The sequence below is a fragment of the Geobacillus sp. CAMR5420 genome (assembly GCF_000691465.1).
Taxonomy (GTDB): domain Bacteria; phylum Bacillota; class Bacilli; order Bacillales; family Anoxybacillaceae; genus Geobacillus; species Geobacillus thermoleovorans.
Genome location: NZ_JHUS01000056.1, coordinates 49,537 through 65,458, shown reverse-complemented (window position 1 = coordinate 65,458; position 15,922 = coordinate 49,537). Strand labels below are relative to the sequence as shown.

15 protein-coding genes are annotated in these 15,922 nt (G+C 55.9%); 9 read left to right on the top strand and 6 right to left on the bottom strand.

From position 1 onward, the window contains the following. Positions 1 to 187 precede the first annotated feature (187 nt). Positions 188 to 538, bottom strand: a complete 351-nt coding sequence (locus tag DI44_RS03280; RefSeq protein WP_014196539.1) for a hypothetical protein — start codon at positions 536 to 538, stop codon at positions 188 to 190. A 180-nt stretch (positions 539 to 718) separates the two neighbouring features. On the opposite strand from DI44_RS03280, the gene DI44_RS03285 reads away from it, so the two are divergent. Together DI44_RS03285 and argH are read left to right on the top strand one after the other, a co-directional pair. Further along, the gene (locus DI44_RS03285; RefSeq protein WP_014196538.1) at positions 719 to 1,939 is read left to right on the top strand and encodes an argininosuccinate synthase; all 1,221 of its coding nucleotides are present in this window, start codon (positions 719 to 721) and stop codon (positions 1,937 to 1,939) included. A 62-nt stretch (positions 1,940 to 2,001) separates the two neighbouring features. Further along, the gene (gene argH / locus DI44_RS03290; RefSeq protein WP_033025974.1) at positions 2,002 to 3,381 is read left to right on the top strand and encodes an argininosuccinate lyase; all 1,380 of its coding nucleotides are present in this window, start codon (positions 2,002 to 2,004) and stop codon (positions 3,379 to 3,381) included. An 86-nt stretch (positions 3,382 to 3,467) separates the two neighbouring features. On the opposite strand, the gene DI44_RS03295 is transcribed toward argH, so the two are convergent. Then, positions 3,468 to 3,914 (bottom strand): universal stress protein, encoded by a 447-nt coding sequence (locus DI44_RS03295; protein ID WP_014196536.1) that lies wholly within the window; start codon positions 3,912 to 3,914, stop codon positions 3,468 to 3,470. A gap of 112 nt (positions 3,915 to 4,026) precedes the next feature. On the opposite strand from DI44_RS03295, the gene DI44_RS19235 reads away from it, so the two are divergent. The 3 genes from DI44_RS19235 to ald all read left to right on the top strand — a co-directional run bounded on the left by DI44_RS19235 (position 4,027) and on the right by ald (position 6,236). Beyond that, positions 4,027 to 4,167, top strand: coding sequence for a hypothetical protein (locus DI44_RS19235; protein WP_011232228.1), 141 nt, complete (start codon positions 4,027 to 4,029; stop codon positions 4,165 to 4,167). A 96-nt stretch (positions 4,168 to 4,263) separates the two neighbouring features. After that, a complete protein-coding gene (locus tag DI44_RS03300) occupies positions 4,264 to 5,028 on the top strand; it encodes an SDR family oxidoreductase (RefSeq protein ID WP_013144502.1) in 765 nt (254 codons plus the stop codon). Between the two features lie 89 nt (positions 5,029 to 5,117). Further along, complete coding sequence (ald, locus tag DI44_RS03305; RefSeq protein WP_025039130.1) at positions 5,118 to 6,236, top strand: alanine dehydrogenase; 1,119 nt, start codon at positions 5,118 to 5,120, stop codon at positions 6,234 to 6,236. Between the two features lie 325 nt (positions 6,237 to 6,561). On the opposite strand, the gene DI44_RS03315 is transcribed toward ald, so the two are convergent. Beyond that, complete coding sequence (locus tag DI44_RS03315; RefSeq protein ID WP_021322124.1) at positions 6,562 to 7,656, bottom strand: Xaa-Pro peptidase family protein; 1,095 nt, start codon at positions 7,654 to 7,656, stop codon at positions 6,562 to 6,564. Positions 7,657 to 7,795: 139 nt separating this feature from the next. On the opposite strand from DI44_RS03315, the gene DI44_RS03320 reads away from it, so the two are divergent. Both DI44_RS03320 and DI44_RS03325 read left to right on the top strand, forming a co-directional pair. Continuing rightward, on the top strand, positions 7,796 to 8,476 hold the full coding sequence (locus DI44_RS03320; RefSeq protein WP_021322125.1) for a metal-dependent hydrolase: 681 nt from the start codon (positions 7,796 to 7,798) through the stop codon (positions 8,474 to 8,476). Between the two features lie 116 nt (positions 8,477 to 8,592). Then, the gene (locus DI44_RS03325; RefSeq protein WP_011232223.1) at positions 8,593 to 9,900 is read left to right on the top strand and encodes a CBS domain-containing protein; all 1,308 of its coding nucleotides are present in this window, start codon (positions 8,593 to 8,595) and stop codon (positions 9,898 to 9,900) included. An 84-nt stretch (positions 9,901 to 9,984) separates the two neighbouring features. Here DI44_RS03325 and DI44_RS03330 read toward each other — a convergent pair whose 3' ends face one another. Continuing rightward, positions 9,985 to 10,293, bottom strand: coding sequence for a YtpI family protein (locus DI44_RS03330; RefSeq protein ID WP_013144507.1), 309 nt, complete (start codon positions 10,291 to 10,293; stop codon positions 9,985 to 9,987). Positions 10,294 to 10,393: 100 nt separating this feature from the next. Here DI44_RS03330 and DI44_RS03335 point away from each other — a divergent pair, with 100 nt between their 5' ends. Next, entirely contained in the window at positions 10,394 to 11,341 is a 948-nt protein-coding gene (locus tag DI44_RS03335) for a bifunctional oligoribonuclease/PAP phosphatase NrnA (RefSeq protein WP_021322126.1), read from the top strand. A 321-nt stretch (positions 11,342 to 11,662) separates the two neighbouring features. Here DI44_RS03335 and ytrI read toward each other — a convergent pair whose 3' ends face one another. Both ytrI and DI44_RS03345 read right to left on the bottom strand, forming a co-directional pair. Beyond that, entirely contained in the window at positions 11,663 to 12,166 is a 504-nt protein-coding gene (gene ytrI, locus DI44_RS03340; protein WP_033025973.1) for a sporulation membrane protein YtrI, read from the bottom strand. Continuing rightward, positions 12,163 to 12,504, bottom strand: a complete 342-nt coding sequence (locus DI44_RS03345; RefSeq protein WP_011232219.1) for a YtrH family sporulation protein — start codon at positions 12,502 to 12,504, stop codon at positions 12,163 to 12,165. The genes ytrI and DI44_RS03345 overlap by 4 nt, the downstream gene beginning before the upstream one ends. A gap of 115 nt (positions 12,505 to 12,619) precedes the next feature. Here DI44_RS03345 and dnaE point away from each other — a divergent pair, with 115 nt between their 5' ends. Continuing rightward, on the top strand, positions 12,620 to 15,901 hold the full coding sequence (gene dnaE, locus DI44_RS03350) for a DNA polymerase III subunit alpha (protein WP_021322128.1): 3,282 nt from the start codon (positions 12,620 to 12,622) through the stop codon (positions 15,899 to 15,901). The last annotated feature ends 21 nt before the right edge of the window (positions 15,902 to 15,922 follow it).

Genomic DNA, 15,922 nt, shown 5'->3' with positions numbered 1-15,922 from the left:
TGAAAAAAGAGGAGCTCTCCAGCTTGAGTGCTCCTCTTCAATCGCCAAGAAAGCTTTCGTTTGCGACAGCGTATCCTTTGTCATCGCAACGGAATCCGCCGCATCAATCCTCGATCTTCTCGTCAAAATTGTTGCGGCCGCATGGTTTGTCTGCCGTCTTCAAAAAGGGGACAAGCGGCATCGGCGCTCATTTGTTATGGGGTGTTATGGTTTTTCGACCCGCTTTTTTCCGTGTCGGCGATGAAACGGATGGAGCAATGCGATACCAAATCCATAAATCGTTGACGATCGAAGCGAGCTCGGCGATGTCAGCATTGAGCTGGCACGAGCGCGCAAAATCCGCTTCTTGGCCGAGCGCGTCTTGTTTTTCGTTGATTTCCCGCTCCAGTTCGGCGATGCGGTCGGGGATCAAGCCGCGGATCGTTTCCCATTCCAGTAAAATCGCCTCTTGTTCGTTTGGGCTGTAGTCCTCCCAAGGCTTGTCCAGATGCGGCAGGCGGATGCCGAGCCGTTTGTCGTCGATGAAGATGCCGTTCATTCTTGCCGCCTCCTTTTTTTCTATTATACGAAACATTTCCGCATATCGGTGAGGAATTTTTATTCTTTTTGTTGAATAAGTATTGAAAAATCACGGGAAAGCTGATAAAGTGATAATGTATTAAATTTGAATATTTATTTATGTTTAAGTATATTTATGTGACAGGAGAGGAGAACGACCATGGCAAATCCGAAATTGGTGCTGGCATACTCTGGCGGTTTAGATACATCAGTCGCGATCAAGTGGCTCCAGGAGCGCGGATATGATGTGATCGCGTGCTGCTTGGACCTTGGCGAAGGGAAAGACCTCGATTTCGTGAAAGAAAAAGCGCTCAAAGTCGGCGCGATGAAATCGTACGTGATCGACGTCAAAGACGAGTTTGCGAACGAGTATGCACTCATCGCCTTGCAGGCGAACGCGTTGTACGAAGGGAAATATCCGCTCGTTTCGGCGCTGTCGCGTCCGCTCATCGCGAAAAAACTCGTTGAAATCGCCGAGCTTGAAGGCGCGGTGGCGGTGGCCCACGGCTGCACGGGGAAAGGGAACGACCAAGTGCGCTTTGAAGTGTCGATCAAAGCGCTCAATCCAGATTTGGACGTGATCGCCCCGGTGCGCGAGTGGAGCTGGTCGCGCGAGGAAGAAATCGAATACGCGAAACAGCACGGCATTCCAATTCCGGTTGACCTTGACAGCCCGTTTTCCATCGACCAAAACTTGTGGGGACGAAGCAACGAGTGCGGCATTTTGGAAGACCCATGGGCGGCGCCGCCGGAAGAGGCGTATGAGCTGACGGCTTCGCTTGAGAACGCGCCGGATGTGCCGGATGTCATCGAGATCGGCTTTGAACAAGGCGTGCCGGTGACGTTAAACGGGAAGGCGTATCCGCTTGCGCAATTGATTTTGGAGCTGAATGCGTTGGCCGGCAAGCATGGCGTCGGCCGCATCGACCACGTCGAAAACCGCCTTGTCGGCATCAAGTCGCGCGAAGTGTACGAATGCCCGGGGGCGATCACGCTCATTAAAGCGCATAAAGAGCTCGAAGACTTGACATTGGTGAGAGAAGTCGCCCATTTCAAACCGATCATCGAACAAAAAATCGCCGAAGTCATTTACAACGGTCTTTGGTTCTCACCGCTGAAAGACGCGTTGGTCGCGTTTTTGAAAGAAACGCAGAAAAACGTCACCGGCGTCGTGCGCGTGAAGCTGTTTAAAGGCCATGCGATCGTCGAAGGGCGCAAATCGCCGTTCTCGCTCTATGATGAAAAATTGGCAACATACACGTCCGAAGATGAATTTGACCATCAAGCGGCGGTCGGATTCATTTCGCTGTACGGCCTGCCGACGAAAGTCAACAGCATCGTGAACAAGCAAAACAAGGCGTCGGTGCCGACCGGCCAATGAAGGAAAATGAAGGGAACTTCATGAAAGGAAGGAGGAAGTCGCATTCCTCTGCGGCGAGATTCGTGAAAAAGCTTTGGGGCGGACGGTTTACGAAAACAGCGGAAGAATGGGTCGACGAGTTTGGCGCGTCGATCCCATTCGACCAAGAGCTCGTTGAAGAAGACATTGAAGGCAGCCTTGCCCATGTGACGATGCTTGGCGAATGCGGCATTTTGCCGGCGGAAGATGTCGAGAAGATCAAGAGCGGACTCCTGCGGCTGCTCGAAAAAGCGAAGCGGGGGGAACTCGAGTTTTCCGTCGCGTATGAAGACATTCATTTAAACATTGAAAAAATGTTGATCGACGACATCGGCCCGGTCGGCGGCAAGTTGCACACCGGACGGAGCCGGAACGACCAAGTGGCGACCGATATGCATTTATACTTGCGCAAGCGCGTTGAAGAGATTCTCAGTCTCATCCGCGGGCTGCAGCGGGCGCTTGTCGCTCAAGCCGAAAAGCATGTCGAAACGATCATGCCCGGATATACGCATTTGCAGCGGGCGCAACCGATTTCGTTCGCCCACCATCTGCTGGCTTATTTTTGGATGCTCGAGCGCGACTATGAGCGGTTTTCCGAGTCGCAAAAGCGCATCAACCGCTCGCCGCTCGGCGCCGGGGCGCTCGCCGGGACGACGTTTCCGATCGACCGGCATCGGACGGCGGAGCTTTTGGGCTTTGCCGATATTTACGAAAACAGCCTCGATGCGGTGAGCGACCGCGACTTCATCATCGAGTTTTTAAGCAACAGTTCAATGCTCATGATGCACCTGTCGCGGTTGGCCGAGGAGTTGATTCTTTGGTCAAGCCAAGAGTTCCAGTTCATTGAGCTGGATGATGCGTTTGCGACCGGCAGCAGCATCATGCCGCAAAAGAAAAACCCGGACATGGCCGAACTCATCCGCGGCAAAACCGGCCGCGTGTACGGCCACTTGATGGCGCTCCTCACGGTGATGAAAGGGCTGCCGCTTGCTTACAATAAAGATATGCAAGAAGATAAAGAAGGCATGTTTGATACAGTAAAGACGGTCATTGGGTCGCTGAAAATTTTCACCGGTATGATTGAGACGATGAACGTGCGCACGGACGTGATGGAGCGGGCGACGAAGCAGGACTTTTCCAACGCGACCGAGCTTGCCGATTACTTGGCGGCAAAAGGCATGCCGTTCCGCGAGGCGCATGAGGTCGTCGGCAAGCTCGTGCTGCTTTGCATTGAGAAAGGCGTCTTTTTGGCCGACTTGCCGCTTGACGTGTATAAGGAGGCGTCGCCGCTCTTTGACGCAGACATTTATGACGCCTTGAACCCGCGCACGGCCGTCAACCGCCGCAACAGCGCCGGCGGCACCGGTTTTGCCGAAGTGCGGGCGGCGCTTGAAAAAGCGAAAGAAAAGCTAAACACCCCGTAACGGCGGGGTGTTCTTTTTTGACCGTCACATGTTTTCGCATCGGACAAGGAAGTTTTTCGGTCCATCTGCTTCATGTGACGAAGACATTATTCTTTCGGCGTCCTTACAACGAGCACATCGCATTTCGCATGGCGGACGATGTTTTCGGAAACGCTGCCGATCAAGAGCCGTTCGACAGCGTTTAAACCGGTCGCCCCGCAAACGATGAGATCGGCTTTGTATTTCGGAGCGACGTCTTTGGCGATTTTCACTTTCGGCGAGCCGAATTCGACCGCGATGTCCACATCGTCGAGCCCGGCGGCGATGGCTTCGTTTTTATACCGTTCCAGAAGTTCGTTCGCATATTGCTCCGACCGTTCGGCGAGGGCGTAATCGTGCGCTTCAACGGTCGTAAAGCCGCGCAAGTCAATGATGTGGGTCAAAATGAGTTTCGCTCCGTTGCGCTTGGCGATTTGAACCGCTTTTTTGAACGCCCATTCCGCCTCCTTCGAGCCATCGACAGCGACGACGATCGTTTGGTAGGTCATGGTCATGTTCTCCCCTCCCTTTGGTGAAAAATGCTATCTCTATATATGGTATACCCATCGCCCTTTGACGAGAAACTAGGCCATATATTGAGATTTTGTGAACAGGGGAGGAAGAGCAATGGAAAAGCGGTATAACGACTGGCAGTACGATGAGGAGGAAGTGCGGACGATCACCGAGCAAATTACCGAGTCGTATGAAAGCGGCATTGTTGACGAGGATGAATCGTATTACGACCCGCGCCGCGAAGTCGGCGAATAGCCATAGCGCCTGCGCGTTATGGTTATTTTTTTGTATTCGCTCCGGTTTGTAGTAAAGTAAAAATGAGACAGCAAATCGCGACGAGGAGGGAGAAGGGTGCGGCACGCCTTGATTACGGCCGGAGCGAAAGGATTGGGGAGAAAAGTGACCGAGCTGCTGCTTGATAAAGGCTACTCGGTGACGGTGAACTACCGGAGCGATGAACAGGCGGTGCGCTCGCTTGCCGAGAAGTACCGCGGCGCCGCTGACCGCCTCCAGTTTGTGCAGGGAGATGTGACGGACAAAAACGATTTAGCGGCGCTTGTGGACGCCGCCATGGAGCGGTTTGGCCGCATTGACTGCCTCATCAACAATGCAGGGCCGTACATTTTTGAGCGGAAAAAGCTGGCCGATTATACGGAAGACGAATGGTACGAAATGATTGAAGGCAATTTGAGCTCGGTCTTCCATTTAGTGAGGCGGACGATCCCGATTATGCGAAAACAACGGTTTGGCCGCATCATTACGTACGGATTTCAAGGAGCGGCGGATGCCCCGGGCTGGGTGCACCGTTCGGCGTTCGGCGCGGCGAAAGTCGGGCTTGTATCGCTGACGAAAACGATCGCCCTGGAAGAGGCGGAATATGGCATTACCGCCAATATGGTGTGCCCAGGCAATATTGTCGGCGCCATGAAAGAGGCGGGGATCGCCGACGCCCGCGCCAGGCGGGATGCGGAAACGCCGGTCGGACGCCCGGGGACTGGCGAAGATATCGCCCGCGTGATCGCGTTTTTATGCGAGGACGACTCGGATTTCATCACCGGCGCCGTCATTGACGTCACCGGCGGAGCGAACGTCATTTACCGCCACCTTTTCCGTTGAGAACAGCGCCTCCTCCTTTTTTCGTTTGCTTTTGCGCGAAACGGGGCACAATAAAAGAAGAAGCGGGAAGGAAAAAGGAGGAAAAAGTGATGAAGATCGGCATTCCAAAAGAAATCAAAAACAATGAAAACCGCGTCGCCATCACTCCGGCAGGCGTGATGACGCTCGTCAAAGCGGGGCATGACGTGTATGTGGAGACGGAAGCCGGCGCTGGGTCGGGGTTTTCTGACGCTGAATATGAAAAAGCCGGGGCAGTGATCGTGACGAAAGCGGAAGATGCCTGGGCGGCGGAGATGGTGTTGAAAGTGAAAGAACCGCTGGCTGAGGAGTTCCGCTATTTTCGCCCCGGATTGATTTTGTTTACGTATTTGCATTTAGCCGCGGCCGAAGCGCTCACGAAAGCGCTCGTCGAGCAAAAAGTGGTCGGCATCGCTTACGAGACGGTGCAGCTTGCGAACGGCTCGCTGCCGCTGTTGACGCCGATGAGTGAAGTCGCCGGCCGCATGTCGGTGCAAGTCGGCGCCCAGTTTCTCGAGAAGCCGCACGGCGGGAAAGGCATTTTGCTTGGCGGCGTGCCCGGGGTGCGGCGCGGCAAAGTGACGATCATCGGCGGCGGCACAGCGGGGACGAACGCGGCGAAAATCGCGGTCGGCCTCGGGGCGGACGTGACGATTTTGGACATTAACGCCGAGCGGCTGCGCGAGCTCGATGATTTGTTCGGCGACCAAGTGACGACGTTGATGTCCAACTCGTATCATATCGCCGAGTGCGTGCGCGAATCCGATTTGGTCGTCGGCGCCGTCTTGATCCCGGGGGCGAAAGCGCCGAAGCTTGTGACGGAAGAGATGGTGCGCTCGATGACGCCAGGCTCGGTGTTGGTCGACGTCGCCATTGACCAAGGCGGCATTTTTGAAACGACCGACCGCGTCACGACGCACGACGATCCGACATACGTCAAGCACGGCGTCGTCCATTACGCCGTCGCGAACATGCCGGGCGCGGTGCCGCGCACGTCGACATTCGCGCTTACGAACGTCACGATCCCATACGCCTTGCAAATCGCCAACAAAGGCTACCGCGCCGCGTGCTTGGATAACCCGGCGCTGTTAAAAGGGATCAACACGCTCGACGGGCATATCGTGTACGAAGCGGTCGCGGCGGCGCACAACATGCCGTATACGGATGTTCATTCGTTGCTGCAGGGATGAAATCATGAAGATGGAGCCGCCTTGATGGCGATGAGAAAACAAAGCTGTCCGAATCGGCTTGGGGATCGGGCCGGTGGACAGCTTTTGCCAATGGCCTCTCTCGGTGAACTACCCACCACCTACGCTTCGCTTAGAGATGGGGGCTTCAAGCGACTTGTGTGTGTTCGCCGAACGGTAAGCCACACACAAGAACCCTTTACGCTTCCCTTCGTTCCGAAGGTGTCCGTTCTAGCCATATTCTATCCTATTCGTTGGCTGACGCCAACCGAGATTCATCTCCCACTTTCACTTCGTTTCAAAGTGGGAGACTTCTTTCGGAAAGATGTTAAACAATGATCAACTCCTTCGAAAACGACGTCAATACCTCAACCCCATGATCCGTGACCGCGACGTCGTCTTCAATGCGCACGCCGCCGATGGATGGGACGTAAATGCCTGGTTCGATTGTAAACACCATGCCGGGGGCGAGCGGTTCGTTGTTGGCGCCATGAAGCGATGGGTATTCGTGGATCTCGATCCCTAAGCCGTGCCCGACGCGGTGGGTGAAATAGTCTCCGTAGCCGGCTTGTTCGATGACGTTTCGGGCGGCGCGGTCGATCTTCTTCATCGCGGTTTGCGGGCGGCAGGCGTCGATCGCCGCCTGCTGGGCGCGCCGAACGGTATCGTAAATGAGCCGCTGTTCGTCGCTTGCCGTCTGACAGACGACGGTGCGGGTAATGTCGGAGCAATACCCATCGACGATGACGCCCAAATCGAACAGCACGAAATCGCCTGGTGCGACCGCCGCCGTTCCCGGCACGCCGTGCGGATCGGCTGATTTTGCGCCCGTGAGCACGGTCGTGGGAAACGACATCCCTTCAACGCCGAGTTTTTTCAGCTCATATTCAATAACGGCGACAAGTTCGAGCTCTGTCACGCCCGGGCGGATGGCCGAGACGCCGATTTCGATCGCTTTGTCGGCAAGTTTTGCCGCCTGGCGCAACACCTTCATTTCCTGCTCATCCTTGATCAGGCGAAGCTGGCGCAGCTTTTCTTCGGCGTCGTGCCACTTGGCGTTTGGAAACAATGCCGAGAGACGCTCGAAACGGGCGAACGACAAATCGTTTTTCTCAACGGCAATCGAGACGGCCTTGATGCCGCGCGCTTCGAGATGGCGGCGGATCTCGTTCCACGGGTCAGTGCTGTCGTCGTAGCCGATCACCGTATACCCAAAGCCGCTCCGGCGGGCGCGCGGCGCTTCCATTTGCGGACAGACGAGCGCGGGCTCGCTGTCAGGGAAAACCAAAAGCGCCAGCAGCCGCTCGTGCGGGTCGCACCGAAATCCGCTCAAATAAAAGACGTTGGCGCTTGACGTGATGAAGGCGAATGAACTATGTTGTTGTTGAAGCCAAGAGGAAAATGCTTGCAGCCGTTGGTTCATCGTTCCCTTCCTTCCTTTTTTCGTGATCGTCCATTTTGAGCGTATCAAGAAACGGGCCGTTTGTAAATGGACAGGCGGGAAAAGAAGGAAATGGATGGGCGGCGGCGAATCATGTGTAGTGGAAAGGAGAGATGTGACGATGAAAATCAGCTACCATGGCCATTCGGTCGTCCGCATTGAGACGAACGGAAAAACGATTTTGATCGACCCGTTCATCACCGGCAATACGACGACCGATTTGAACGCGGCGGATGTGAAAGCGGATGTCATTTTGTTGACGCACGGGCACGGGGATCATGTCGGCGATACGGTTGAAATCGCCAAGCGAAACAACGCCCTTGTCGTGGCCACATTTGAGCTGGCGACGTATTTAAGCTGGCAAGGCGTCGAGACGTTTGGCATGAACATCGGCGGGGCGCGCGAATTTGACTTTGGCACGGTCAAGTTCACGCAGGCGTTCCACAGCTCCGGGTTTGTGACGGACGACAAGCAAATCATTTATTTAGGCATGCCGACCGGCATTTTGTTCACGGCCGAAGGCAAAACGATCTACCATGCCGGCGACACTGGGCTGTTTTCCGACATGAAGCTGATCGGCGAGCGCCATAACATCGATGTCGCCTTTTTGCCGATTGGGGACAGCTTCACGATGGGGCCGGAAGACGCGGCGGTCGCCGCCGAGTGGCTCGGGGCGAAACTCGTCGTGCCGATCCATTACAACACGTTCCCGCCGATCGCCCAAGACCCCGAGCGGTTCGTCTCGCTCCTCCCGCCGGGCGTCGGCCGCGCGTTGAAACCGGGGGAAAGCATCGAGCTGTAACAGAGGCGCCCTTCCCGCTTCGGGAAGGGCGCTTTCTGATGGCCGGCGCGACCGTTGAATCCCCGCCGCTGCGCCCTGTATAATGGAGGTAACAATGCGTAAAGGGTGAAGAACCGTTGGCGACAAAACACGAGCAAATTTTGGAATACATCCACCGGCTGCCGATCGGCGAGAAAATTTCTGTCCGGCAGATCGCCAAGGAAATGGGCGTAAGCGAAGGGACGGCGTACCGGGCGATCAAGGACGCCGAGAACAAAGGGTATGTGAGCACGATTGAACGCGTCGGCACGATCCGGATTGAGAAGAAACGGAAGGAAAACATTGAGAAGCTTACGTACGCCGAGGTTGTCAACATTGTGGACGGCCAAGTGCTTGGCGGACGTGAAGGGCTGCATAAGACGCTCAACCGTTTTGTCATCGGCGCCATGCAGCTGGAGGCGATGATGCGCTATACGGGCGCAGGGGATTTGCTTATCGTCGGCAACCGGACGAAGGCGCACGAGCTGGCGCTTCAGGCGGGGGCGGCCGTGCTCATCACCGGCGGGTTTGACACGGCCGACCACGTGAAAAAGCTCGCCGATGAGCGGCAGCTGCCGATCATTTCGACGAGCTATGACACGTTTACGGTCGCGACGATGATCAACCGGGCGATTTACGACCAGCTCATCAAAAAAGAAATTGTGTTGGTCGAGGATATTCTCATTCCGCTTGACAAAACAGCGTACTTGCGCGTCCATGATCCGATTGAGCGGTGGTATGCGTTGAACAAAGAGACGCGCCATAGCCGGTTCCCGGTCGTCGATGATGAGCTGAAAGTGCAAGGGGTTGTGACGGCAAAAGACGTGCTGGATGTCGACCGGCAGCTGCCGATCGAAAAGGTGATGACGAAGCAGCCGATTACGGTGAACGGAAAAACGTCAGTGGCGTTTGCTTCTCATATTATGGTATGGGAAGGAATTGAGCTTCTCCCGGTGGTGGATGACTATAACCGGCTGCAAGGGATCATCAGCCGCCAAGACGTGTTAAAAGCGCTGCAAATGGCGCAGCGCCAGCCGCAAGTCGGGGAGACGATCGATGATCTCATCACCGCCCAGTTTCGTGAGTCAGGCGACAAAGAAACGCTGTTTCGCTGCACGATCACGCCGCAGATGACGAACTATTTAGGGACGCTCTCGTACGGCGTGTTTACGACGATCGTCACCGAAGCGGCGGCGCGCATGCTTCGCGCGTACAAACGCGGCGATTTGGTGATGGAAAATATCACGATTTACTTCATCAAGCCGGTGCAAATCGACAGCACGGTCGACGTGCGGGCAAAGCTTTTAGAGCTCGGGCGCAAGTTCGGGAAAGTGGATGTCGAAGTGTATAACGAAGGCGATCTTGTCGGCAAAGCCATGATGATGTGCCAGCTGATCGACCGATAAACGGTAAAGGAAAAAAAGGATGTCCACTTCCTTATGGGAACATCCTTTTCCTTTATCGTTGGCCGGCGCATACGCCAAACGGCATTACCCTTGTTTTGCCGCTTCCTTTGCCTCTTCGACCGCCTGCGGCAGATAGCAGCGGTAGGCGCGGTAGCCGGCCCAAACGCTCCCGAAGCCTAAGGCGATAAAAATGGCGCAGATGATATAGGTCACGGTTGTCTGATACAAAAACAATTGGTTGATCCCGAACAAGGCAACGAACAGTCCAAGCGCCATGCTCGATTTCGCTGAGAGAAAGCGGCGTTCCATCGGACGATGGGAGCGGACGTAGCGGATTTTATAATAGACGTAAAACGAAAAGGAAAATATAATGAAAATAACCAAGGCTGGCATGGTTGGGTCCCTCCGTTGTTCATTTCTTTTTTCATTGTACATAGAAGCAGGGAAAAATGCCAGCGGTTGAATATGACAGGTGACTAAAGGGGAAGAACGAATGAAACCGGTTCATCAACAAATTCTTGATGCGATTCGTGAATTTGACACGATCATCATCCACCGCCACGTTCGCCCGGACCCGGACGCGTACGGGTCGCAAGGCGGGTTGGCGGCGTTGCTTCGGGCGTCGTTTCCGAAAAAAAGGGTGTACGCGGTCGGAACGGACGATCCGTCGCTGTCGTTTTTGCGGAACATGGATGTCATTGATGATTCTGTGTACGCGCAGGCGCTCGTGATCGTCTGCGATACAGCTAATGAGGAGCGGATTTGCGACAGCCGCTATCGGCTCGGGCGAAAGCTCATTAAAATTGACCATCACCCGAACGACACGCCGTATGGCGACATTATGTGGGTCGATACCGCCGCCAGTTCGACAAGCGAGATGATTTATGAGTTTTATTTGGCGGGGAAAGAGGAAGGGTTGACGATGACCGTTGAGGCGGCGCGTCTCATTTACGCCGGCATTGTCGGCGATACGGGCCGCTTTTTGTTTCCGCGCACAAGTGAAAAAACGTTCCGCTACGCTGGGGAGCTCATTTCGTACGGTTTTTCGCTGACGGAATTGTACGACGGATTGTATCAGACGAGCTTGCCGCTCGCCCGCTTAAGCGGTTATGTGTTGTCGAACTTTATGATCGAGGAAGGGGTGGCGGCTGTGAAAATGCCGCGGGCGCTGCTTGAGGAATACGGCGTCACCCCGCTTGAGGCGTCGCAGCTCGTCAGTTTGCTCGGCAATATTGACGGCATTGTCGCCTGGGTGTTTTTCATTGAGGAAGAACGGGAAATCCGCGTCCGCTTCCGTTCCAAAGGGCCGGTCATCAATGTGGTCGCCAAACGCTACGGCGGCGGCGGCCATCCGCTCGCAGCCGGTGCGTCCATTGCTTCTTGGGAGGAAGCGGATCGCGTGATTGAAGACGTAAAAGCGGTCTGTCGGGCTGAGCGGTGACGGAAACGGGTGGTTTTAACATCTTTCCGAAAGAAGTCTCCCACTTCTAAACGAAGTGAAAGTGGGAGGTGAATTTCAGTAAAACCGTGGGGCACACGGGGATCGCTCGGTCAACTTCCCATCATGAGATGGGATTACCCGAGAAGCCCCCACCTCTAAGCGAAGCGTAGGTGGTGGGAGTATGTCACAAAGTTGTTGTTTCAAATGAAGCGTCATGTTGATAGGAGAAGGCGTCCCGAAGGCTTTCGGGACACCCTCTTTTCCCGCAAGACGCGCTTGTTTGGCACTCCACCGCGGCGGAATGGGGCGGCAAGGCGCGCTCTACGGAAGCGGCGTCAGTTTCACTTCGACGGCCAACAAGGTAAAGATCGTGAGTGTGTGAAGTTCAAGCCGGTATGTCTTCTCGTGGATCGTATACGTTTTGTTTTCAATTGCCCGCTCAATCAGTTCGCGGCTGTTGTACACTGTTTCGATATCTTTCGCAATCAAATGGGACAAATCTTCTTTGACGCTGTCTTCAATGCGAAACGTCGTGTATGAATCAAGTTTATATTGCTCGGCGTTGGCGAGATGGACGGAAACGTCCTGCACGGTCAGCTTTTTTTTCATTTCCTTATTGTAATGAATATAGTCTTCCTGCCAAATGCGAATTTCGTTTTGCAAATCGGCGATCTGTTCGTTGAGCTCATTGACGTGTTGCACTTGTTTTTCCTGCAAGACGCCGAACATATACAAAAAGACAAACCAACTGATGAGCGCTCCGATCGCCGCGCCGGCGAAAAAGCGCTGCCATGACGGGTATTGGTAATACGGAGGAATTCTCATGGCGAAATGTGCTCCTGCGTCAGCCACGTGATGATCGCCACTCCGGTCTGTGCTCCGCCCATGGCGGACAAAATGAGCAAAAATTGCCGCACGATGTCTTTCGTTTCCCCTAAAAACAGCCCTCGCTCAACGACGTAAAACGTGTCAAACGTCCCGCCGATGGCGGCGACGACCGCCCAAATGCGCAAATCGCCGGCAAATCGGTACATGGCCGTCAGCGGCTGGCCGCCGCTCAAAAACGCGCCGAGCGCGCCGATGATGGCGCCGCCAAGCAGCACGCCGACGGCGATAAAATAGCTTTGAATAAACGCCGGCAAGAAGGCCGCTTTTTCGTTCATGCGTTTCCCCGCCCTTTCTTTCTCTCTTATCTATGTATATCAATAGGGTGGACGGAGTATGTAGCCGAAAGAAAAGTTTTCGCCCGTCAAGCGCACGGATGAGGGAGGGATGGTCATGATGTTCGTCCACTTGCATGTGTTGAGCGGATACAGTTTGTTTCAAAGTGCGGCGGCGGTGGAGGCGCTTGCAGCGAGGGCGAAACAGCTCGGCTATCAAGCGCTCGCGCTTACGGACCGGAATGTGTTGTATGGCGCTATTCCGTTTTACCGGGAATGCAAGCAGAACGGCATTCGCCCGATTATCGGCGTGACGGCTGATGTCGCTCTTTCTGGGGAGGAAGCGTTCCCGCTCGTGCTGTTGGCCGCCAATGAAGAGGGGTATCGCCATTTGCTTGAAATCAGCACCATGATACAAATGGGGGAAACAAAGCATATGGAGGAAGCCGCTCTTGTGCGCTTAAGCGGCGGCATCATCGCCATCACTCCCGGAAGCGAGGGACGCGTCGAGTCGCTTGTGGCCGCCGACGAATGGGAGCGGGCGAAAGAGGCGCTTGGCCGCTATCATCAGCTGTTTCCAGGACGGCTGTATGTCGCCGTTCAGCGCGGCGAGCAAACGCGAGCCCCATATGAAGCCGGGTTGTTGCAGCTGGCGGAGGAAACCGGCGTCCCGATCGTGGCGACGAACGACGTCCGTTACGTGGAGCGCAGCGATGCCGTGGCGTGGCGTTGCTTGCAGGCCATCGGCCGCGGCGCGCTGCTCGCTGACATTGAGGACGATAACGGCCGCTATTTGGCGGGGCCAGAGGAGATGGCGCGCCGGTTTGCGGACTTGCCGGAGGCGCTCGAGAACAGCCTGGCGATCGCCGATCAATGCGAGTTGCAGATCGAGTTTGGCGGCTGGCGGCTGCCGGCGTATCCCGTTCCGGACGGAGAGACGGCCGACAGTTATTTGCGCCGCTTATCGGAACAAGGGCTCGCCCGACGCGTGCCGTCGGCCGATGAGCGCTACTGGCGTCGGCTTTCGCATGAGCTGGATGTGATTCAGTCGCTTCATTTCAGCGACTATTTTTTGATCGTCGCCGATGTGCTCGCCTACGCCCGCCGGCGCGGCATCTTAACCGGCCCGGGCCGCGGTTCGGCGGCCGGGTCGCTTGTCGCCTACGCATTGTCGATCACCGATGTCGATCCGATCAAGTATGGGCTTTTGTTTGAACGGTTTTTAAATCCGGAGCGGGCGTCGGTGCCGGATATTGACTTGGATTTTCCTGATGACCGGCGCGAAGAAGTGATTCGCTATGTGGCGGATAAATACGGGCGCGACCGCGTTGCGCAAATCATTACGTTCGGCACGTTCGGCGCCAAAGCGGCGCTGCGCGAGACGGCCAAAGCGCTTGGCGTCCCTGGGCGGGAGGCGGAACAGGTTGCGGCGCTCTTGCCGAGCAAACAAAGTGTGACGCTCCGCCAATGGCATGCCGAGTCCGCCGCTTTTCGGCGAGCGGTGGCAGCGGTTCCGCAAGGGAGAGAGTGGCTGGCTGTTGCGCAAAAACTGGAAGGGCTGCCGCGCCATACGTCGATCCACGCTGCTGGTGTCATCATCAGCCCGGAGCCGCTCGTTCGCTTCGTGCCGCTGCAGCCAAGCCATGGCGAATGGCCGCTGACGCAATACGCGATGGGGGCGCTTGAAGCGCTTGGATTGCTGAAAATTGATTTTCTCGGTTTGCGCACGCTCACGTTGATCGAGCAGATCGTGCGTTTGATCGAGCGGCAGACAGGAAAGCCGTTTGACATCCGCACGCTGCCGCTCAATGATGAAAAAACGTACGCGCTGCTTGGCGCTGGAGATACAAACGGCATTTTTCAGCTGGAATCAAGCGGGATGAAGCGTGTGCTCGCCGAGCTGCGGCCGTCGCAATTGGAAGATGTCGTCGCCGTCAATGCCTTGTATCGGCCAGGGCCGATGCAAATGATCCCCGTTTACATCCGGCGCAAGCGCGGGGAAGAGCCGGTGTCCTATGCCCATCCTGATCTTGAGACGATTTTGGCGCCCACATACGGGGTGTTGATCTACCAGGAGCAAATTATGCAAATCGCCGCCCGGCTTGCCGGATTTTCGCTCGGACAAGCGGACGTGCTTCGCCGGGCGGTGGCGAAAAAAGAGAAAGCGCTGCTTGCTGAGCAGCGTCAGGCGTTTGTCGCCGGCTGCGTGGCGAACGGCTATCCGAAAGCAGTCGCCGAGGAACTGTACCGACACATCGTCCGCTTTGCCGATTACGGCTTCAACCGAAGCCACGCGGTCAGCTATGCGCTGTTGTCGTATGCGATGGCGTATATGAAAGCTCATTACCCGCTTTGTTTTTATGCGGTCATGCTCACCAATGCTTCCGGCGACCGAGAAAAAGCGGCGGTATACTATTGGGAGGCGGCGCGAAAAGGGATCAACGTCCTTTTGCCGTCGGTCAACAAAAGCGGTTTTCGCTCTTCCGTGGAGGGGAGCGCCATTCGCCTTGGGCTCGCGATGGTGAAGCAAGTCGGCTCTGCGGCGAAGCTGATTGTCGAGGAGCGGAAAGCGAACGGACCGTTTGCCGACTTCTTTGATTTCGCTGCCCGCCTGCTGCCAAAAGGGCTCGGGCGCCCGGCGCTCGAGGCGCTCATTTCCGTTGGGGCGTTTGACGAGTTCGGTGCAGATCGGGCTTCGCTTCTTGCCAGCATTGACATTGCGATCGAACATGCGCAATGGGTTCAGGCGCTGCAAGCCGGAGGGCTGTCGTTAAAACCGAAATATGCTGCCGCACATTCGTGGCCTTTGTCCGAACGGCGGCGGCGGGAAGCGGAGTTTCTTGGCTTCGCCGTCACCCCGCATCCGGCGGCGGTGTGCCGCCCGTTGCTGCAAGCGGCGGGGGCGGTGTGTGTTGCCGATGTACAAGGTCCGTCAACTGTAGTCGGGGGAGCGGTCGTCCGCATACGGAAAACGAGAACAAAGCAGGGTGAAGAAATGGCGTTTTTCACCGTCGGCGATGAGAGCGGGGAATTGGAGGCGGTGGCGTTTCCGAACGTTTACCGCCGCGCGGCGGACATATTGAAAGAAGGGCAGTTTGTATTGCTTGCCGGAACGATTGAGGTGCGCGGCGGACGGCGTCAGCTCATCATTCGCCGCGCCGAGCGCCTGCTCGTGTCAGCGCTGTATATTAACGCAGGCCATGCGCTATCGGATGGACCGCGGCTTGCGGCGTTGAAGCAGCTGCTCGAACAACACCACGGAAGCATTCCGGTTTATTTATACGACGAAGCGAAGCGGAAGCTTCTCCGCCTGCCGGAACGGTATGCGGTTGACTTCACCGCGCCGCTTGTCGACGAATTGCTCTCTCTATTCGGTGCTGGGCGCGTCGCTGTCAAATAAGTCACCCTTTACTATTTCGCT

Bases quoted from the DNA above. Each gene is read 5' to 3' on its own strand.
- DI44_RS03280 (WP_014196539.1), bottom strand. From the start codon at position 538: ATGAACGGCATCTTCATCGACGACAAACGGCTCGGCATCCGCCTGCCG.
- DI44_RS03285 (WP_014196538.1), top strand. From the start codon at position 719: ATGGCAAATCCGAAATTGGTGCTGGCATACTCTGGCGGTTTAGATACA.
- DI44_RS03295 (WP_014196536.1), bottom strand. From the start codon at position 3,914: ATGACCATGACCTACCAAACGATCGTCGTCGCTGTCGATGGCTCGAAG.
- DI44_RS19235 (WP_011232228.1), top strand. From the start codon at position 4,027: ATGGAAAAGCGGTATAACGACTGGCAGTACGATGAGGAGGAAGTGCGG.
- ald (WP_025039130.1), top strand. From the start codon at position 5,118: ATGAAGATCGGCATTCCAAAAGAAATCAAAAACAATGAAAACCGCGTC.
- DI44_RS03315 (WP_021322124.1), bottom strand. From the start codon at position 7,656: ATGAACCAACGGCTGCAAGCATTTTCCTCTTGGCTTCAACAACAACAT.
- DI44_RS03320 (WP_021322125.1), top strand. From the start codon at position 7,796: ATGAAAATCAGCTACCATGGCCATTCGGTCGTCCGCATTGAGACGAAC.
- DI44_RS03330 (WP_013144507.1), bottom strand. From the start codon at position 10,293: ATGCCAGCCTTGGTTATTTTCATTATATTTTCCTTTTCGTTTTACGTC.
- DI44_RS03335 (WP_021322126.1), top strand. From the start codon at position 10,394: ATGAAACCGGTTCATCAACAAATTCTTGATGCGATTCGTGAATTTGAC.
- ytrI (WP_033025973.1), bottom strand. From the start codon at position 12,166: ATGAGAATTCCTCCGTATTACCAATACCCGTCATGGCAGCGCTTTTTC.
- DI44_RS03345 (WP_011232219.1), bottom strand. From the start codon at position 12,504: ATGAACGAAAAAGCGGCCTTCTTGCCGGCGTTTATTCAAAGCTATTTT.
- dnaE (WP_021322128.1), top strand. From the start codon at position 12,620: ATGATGTTCGTCCACTTGCATGTGTTGAGCGGATACAGTTTGTTTCAA.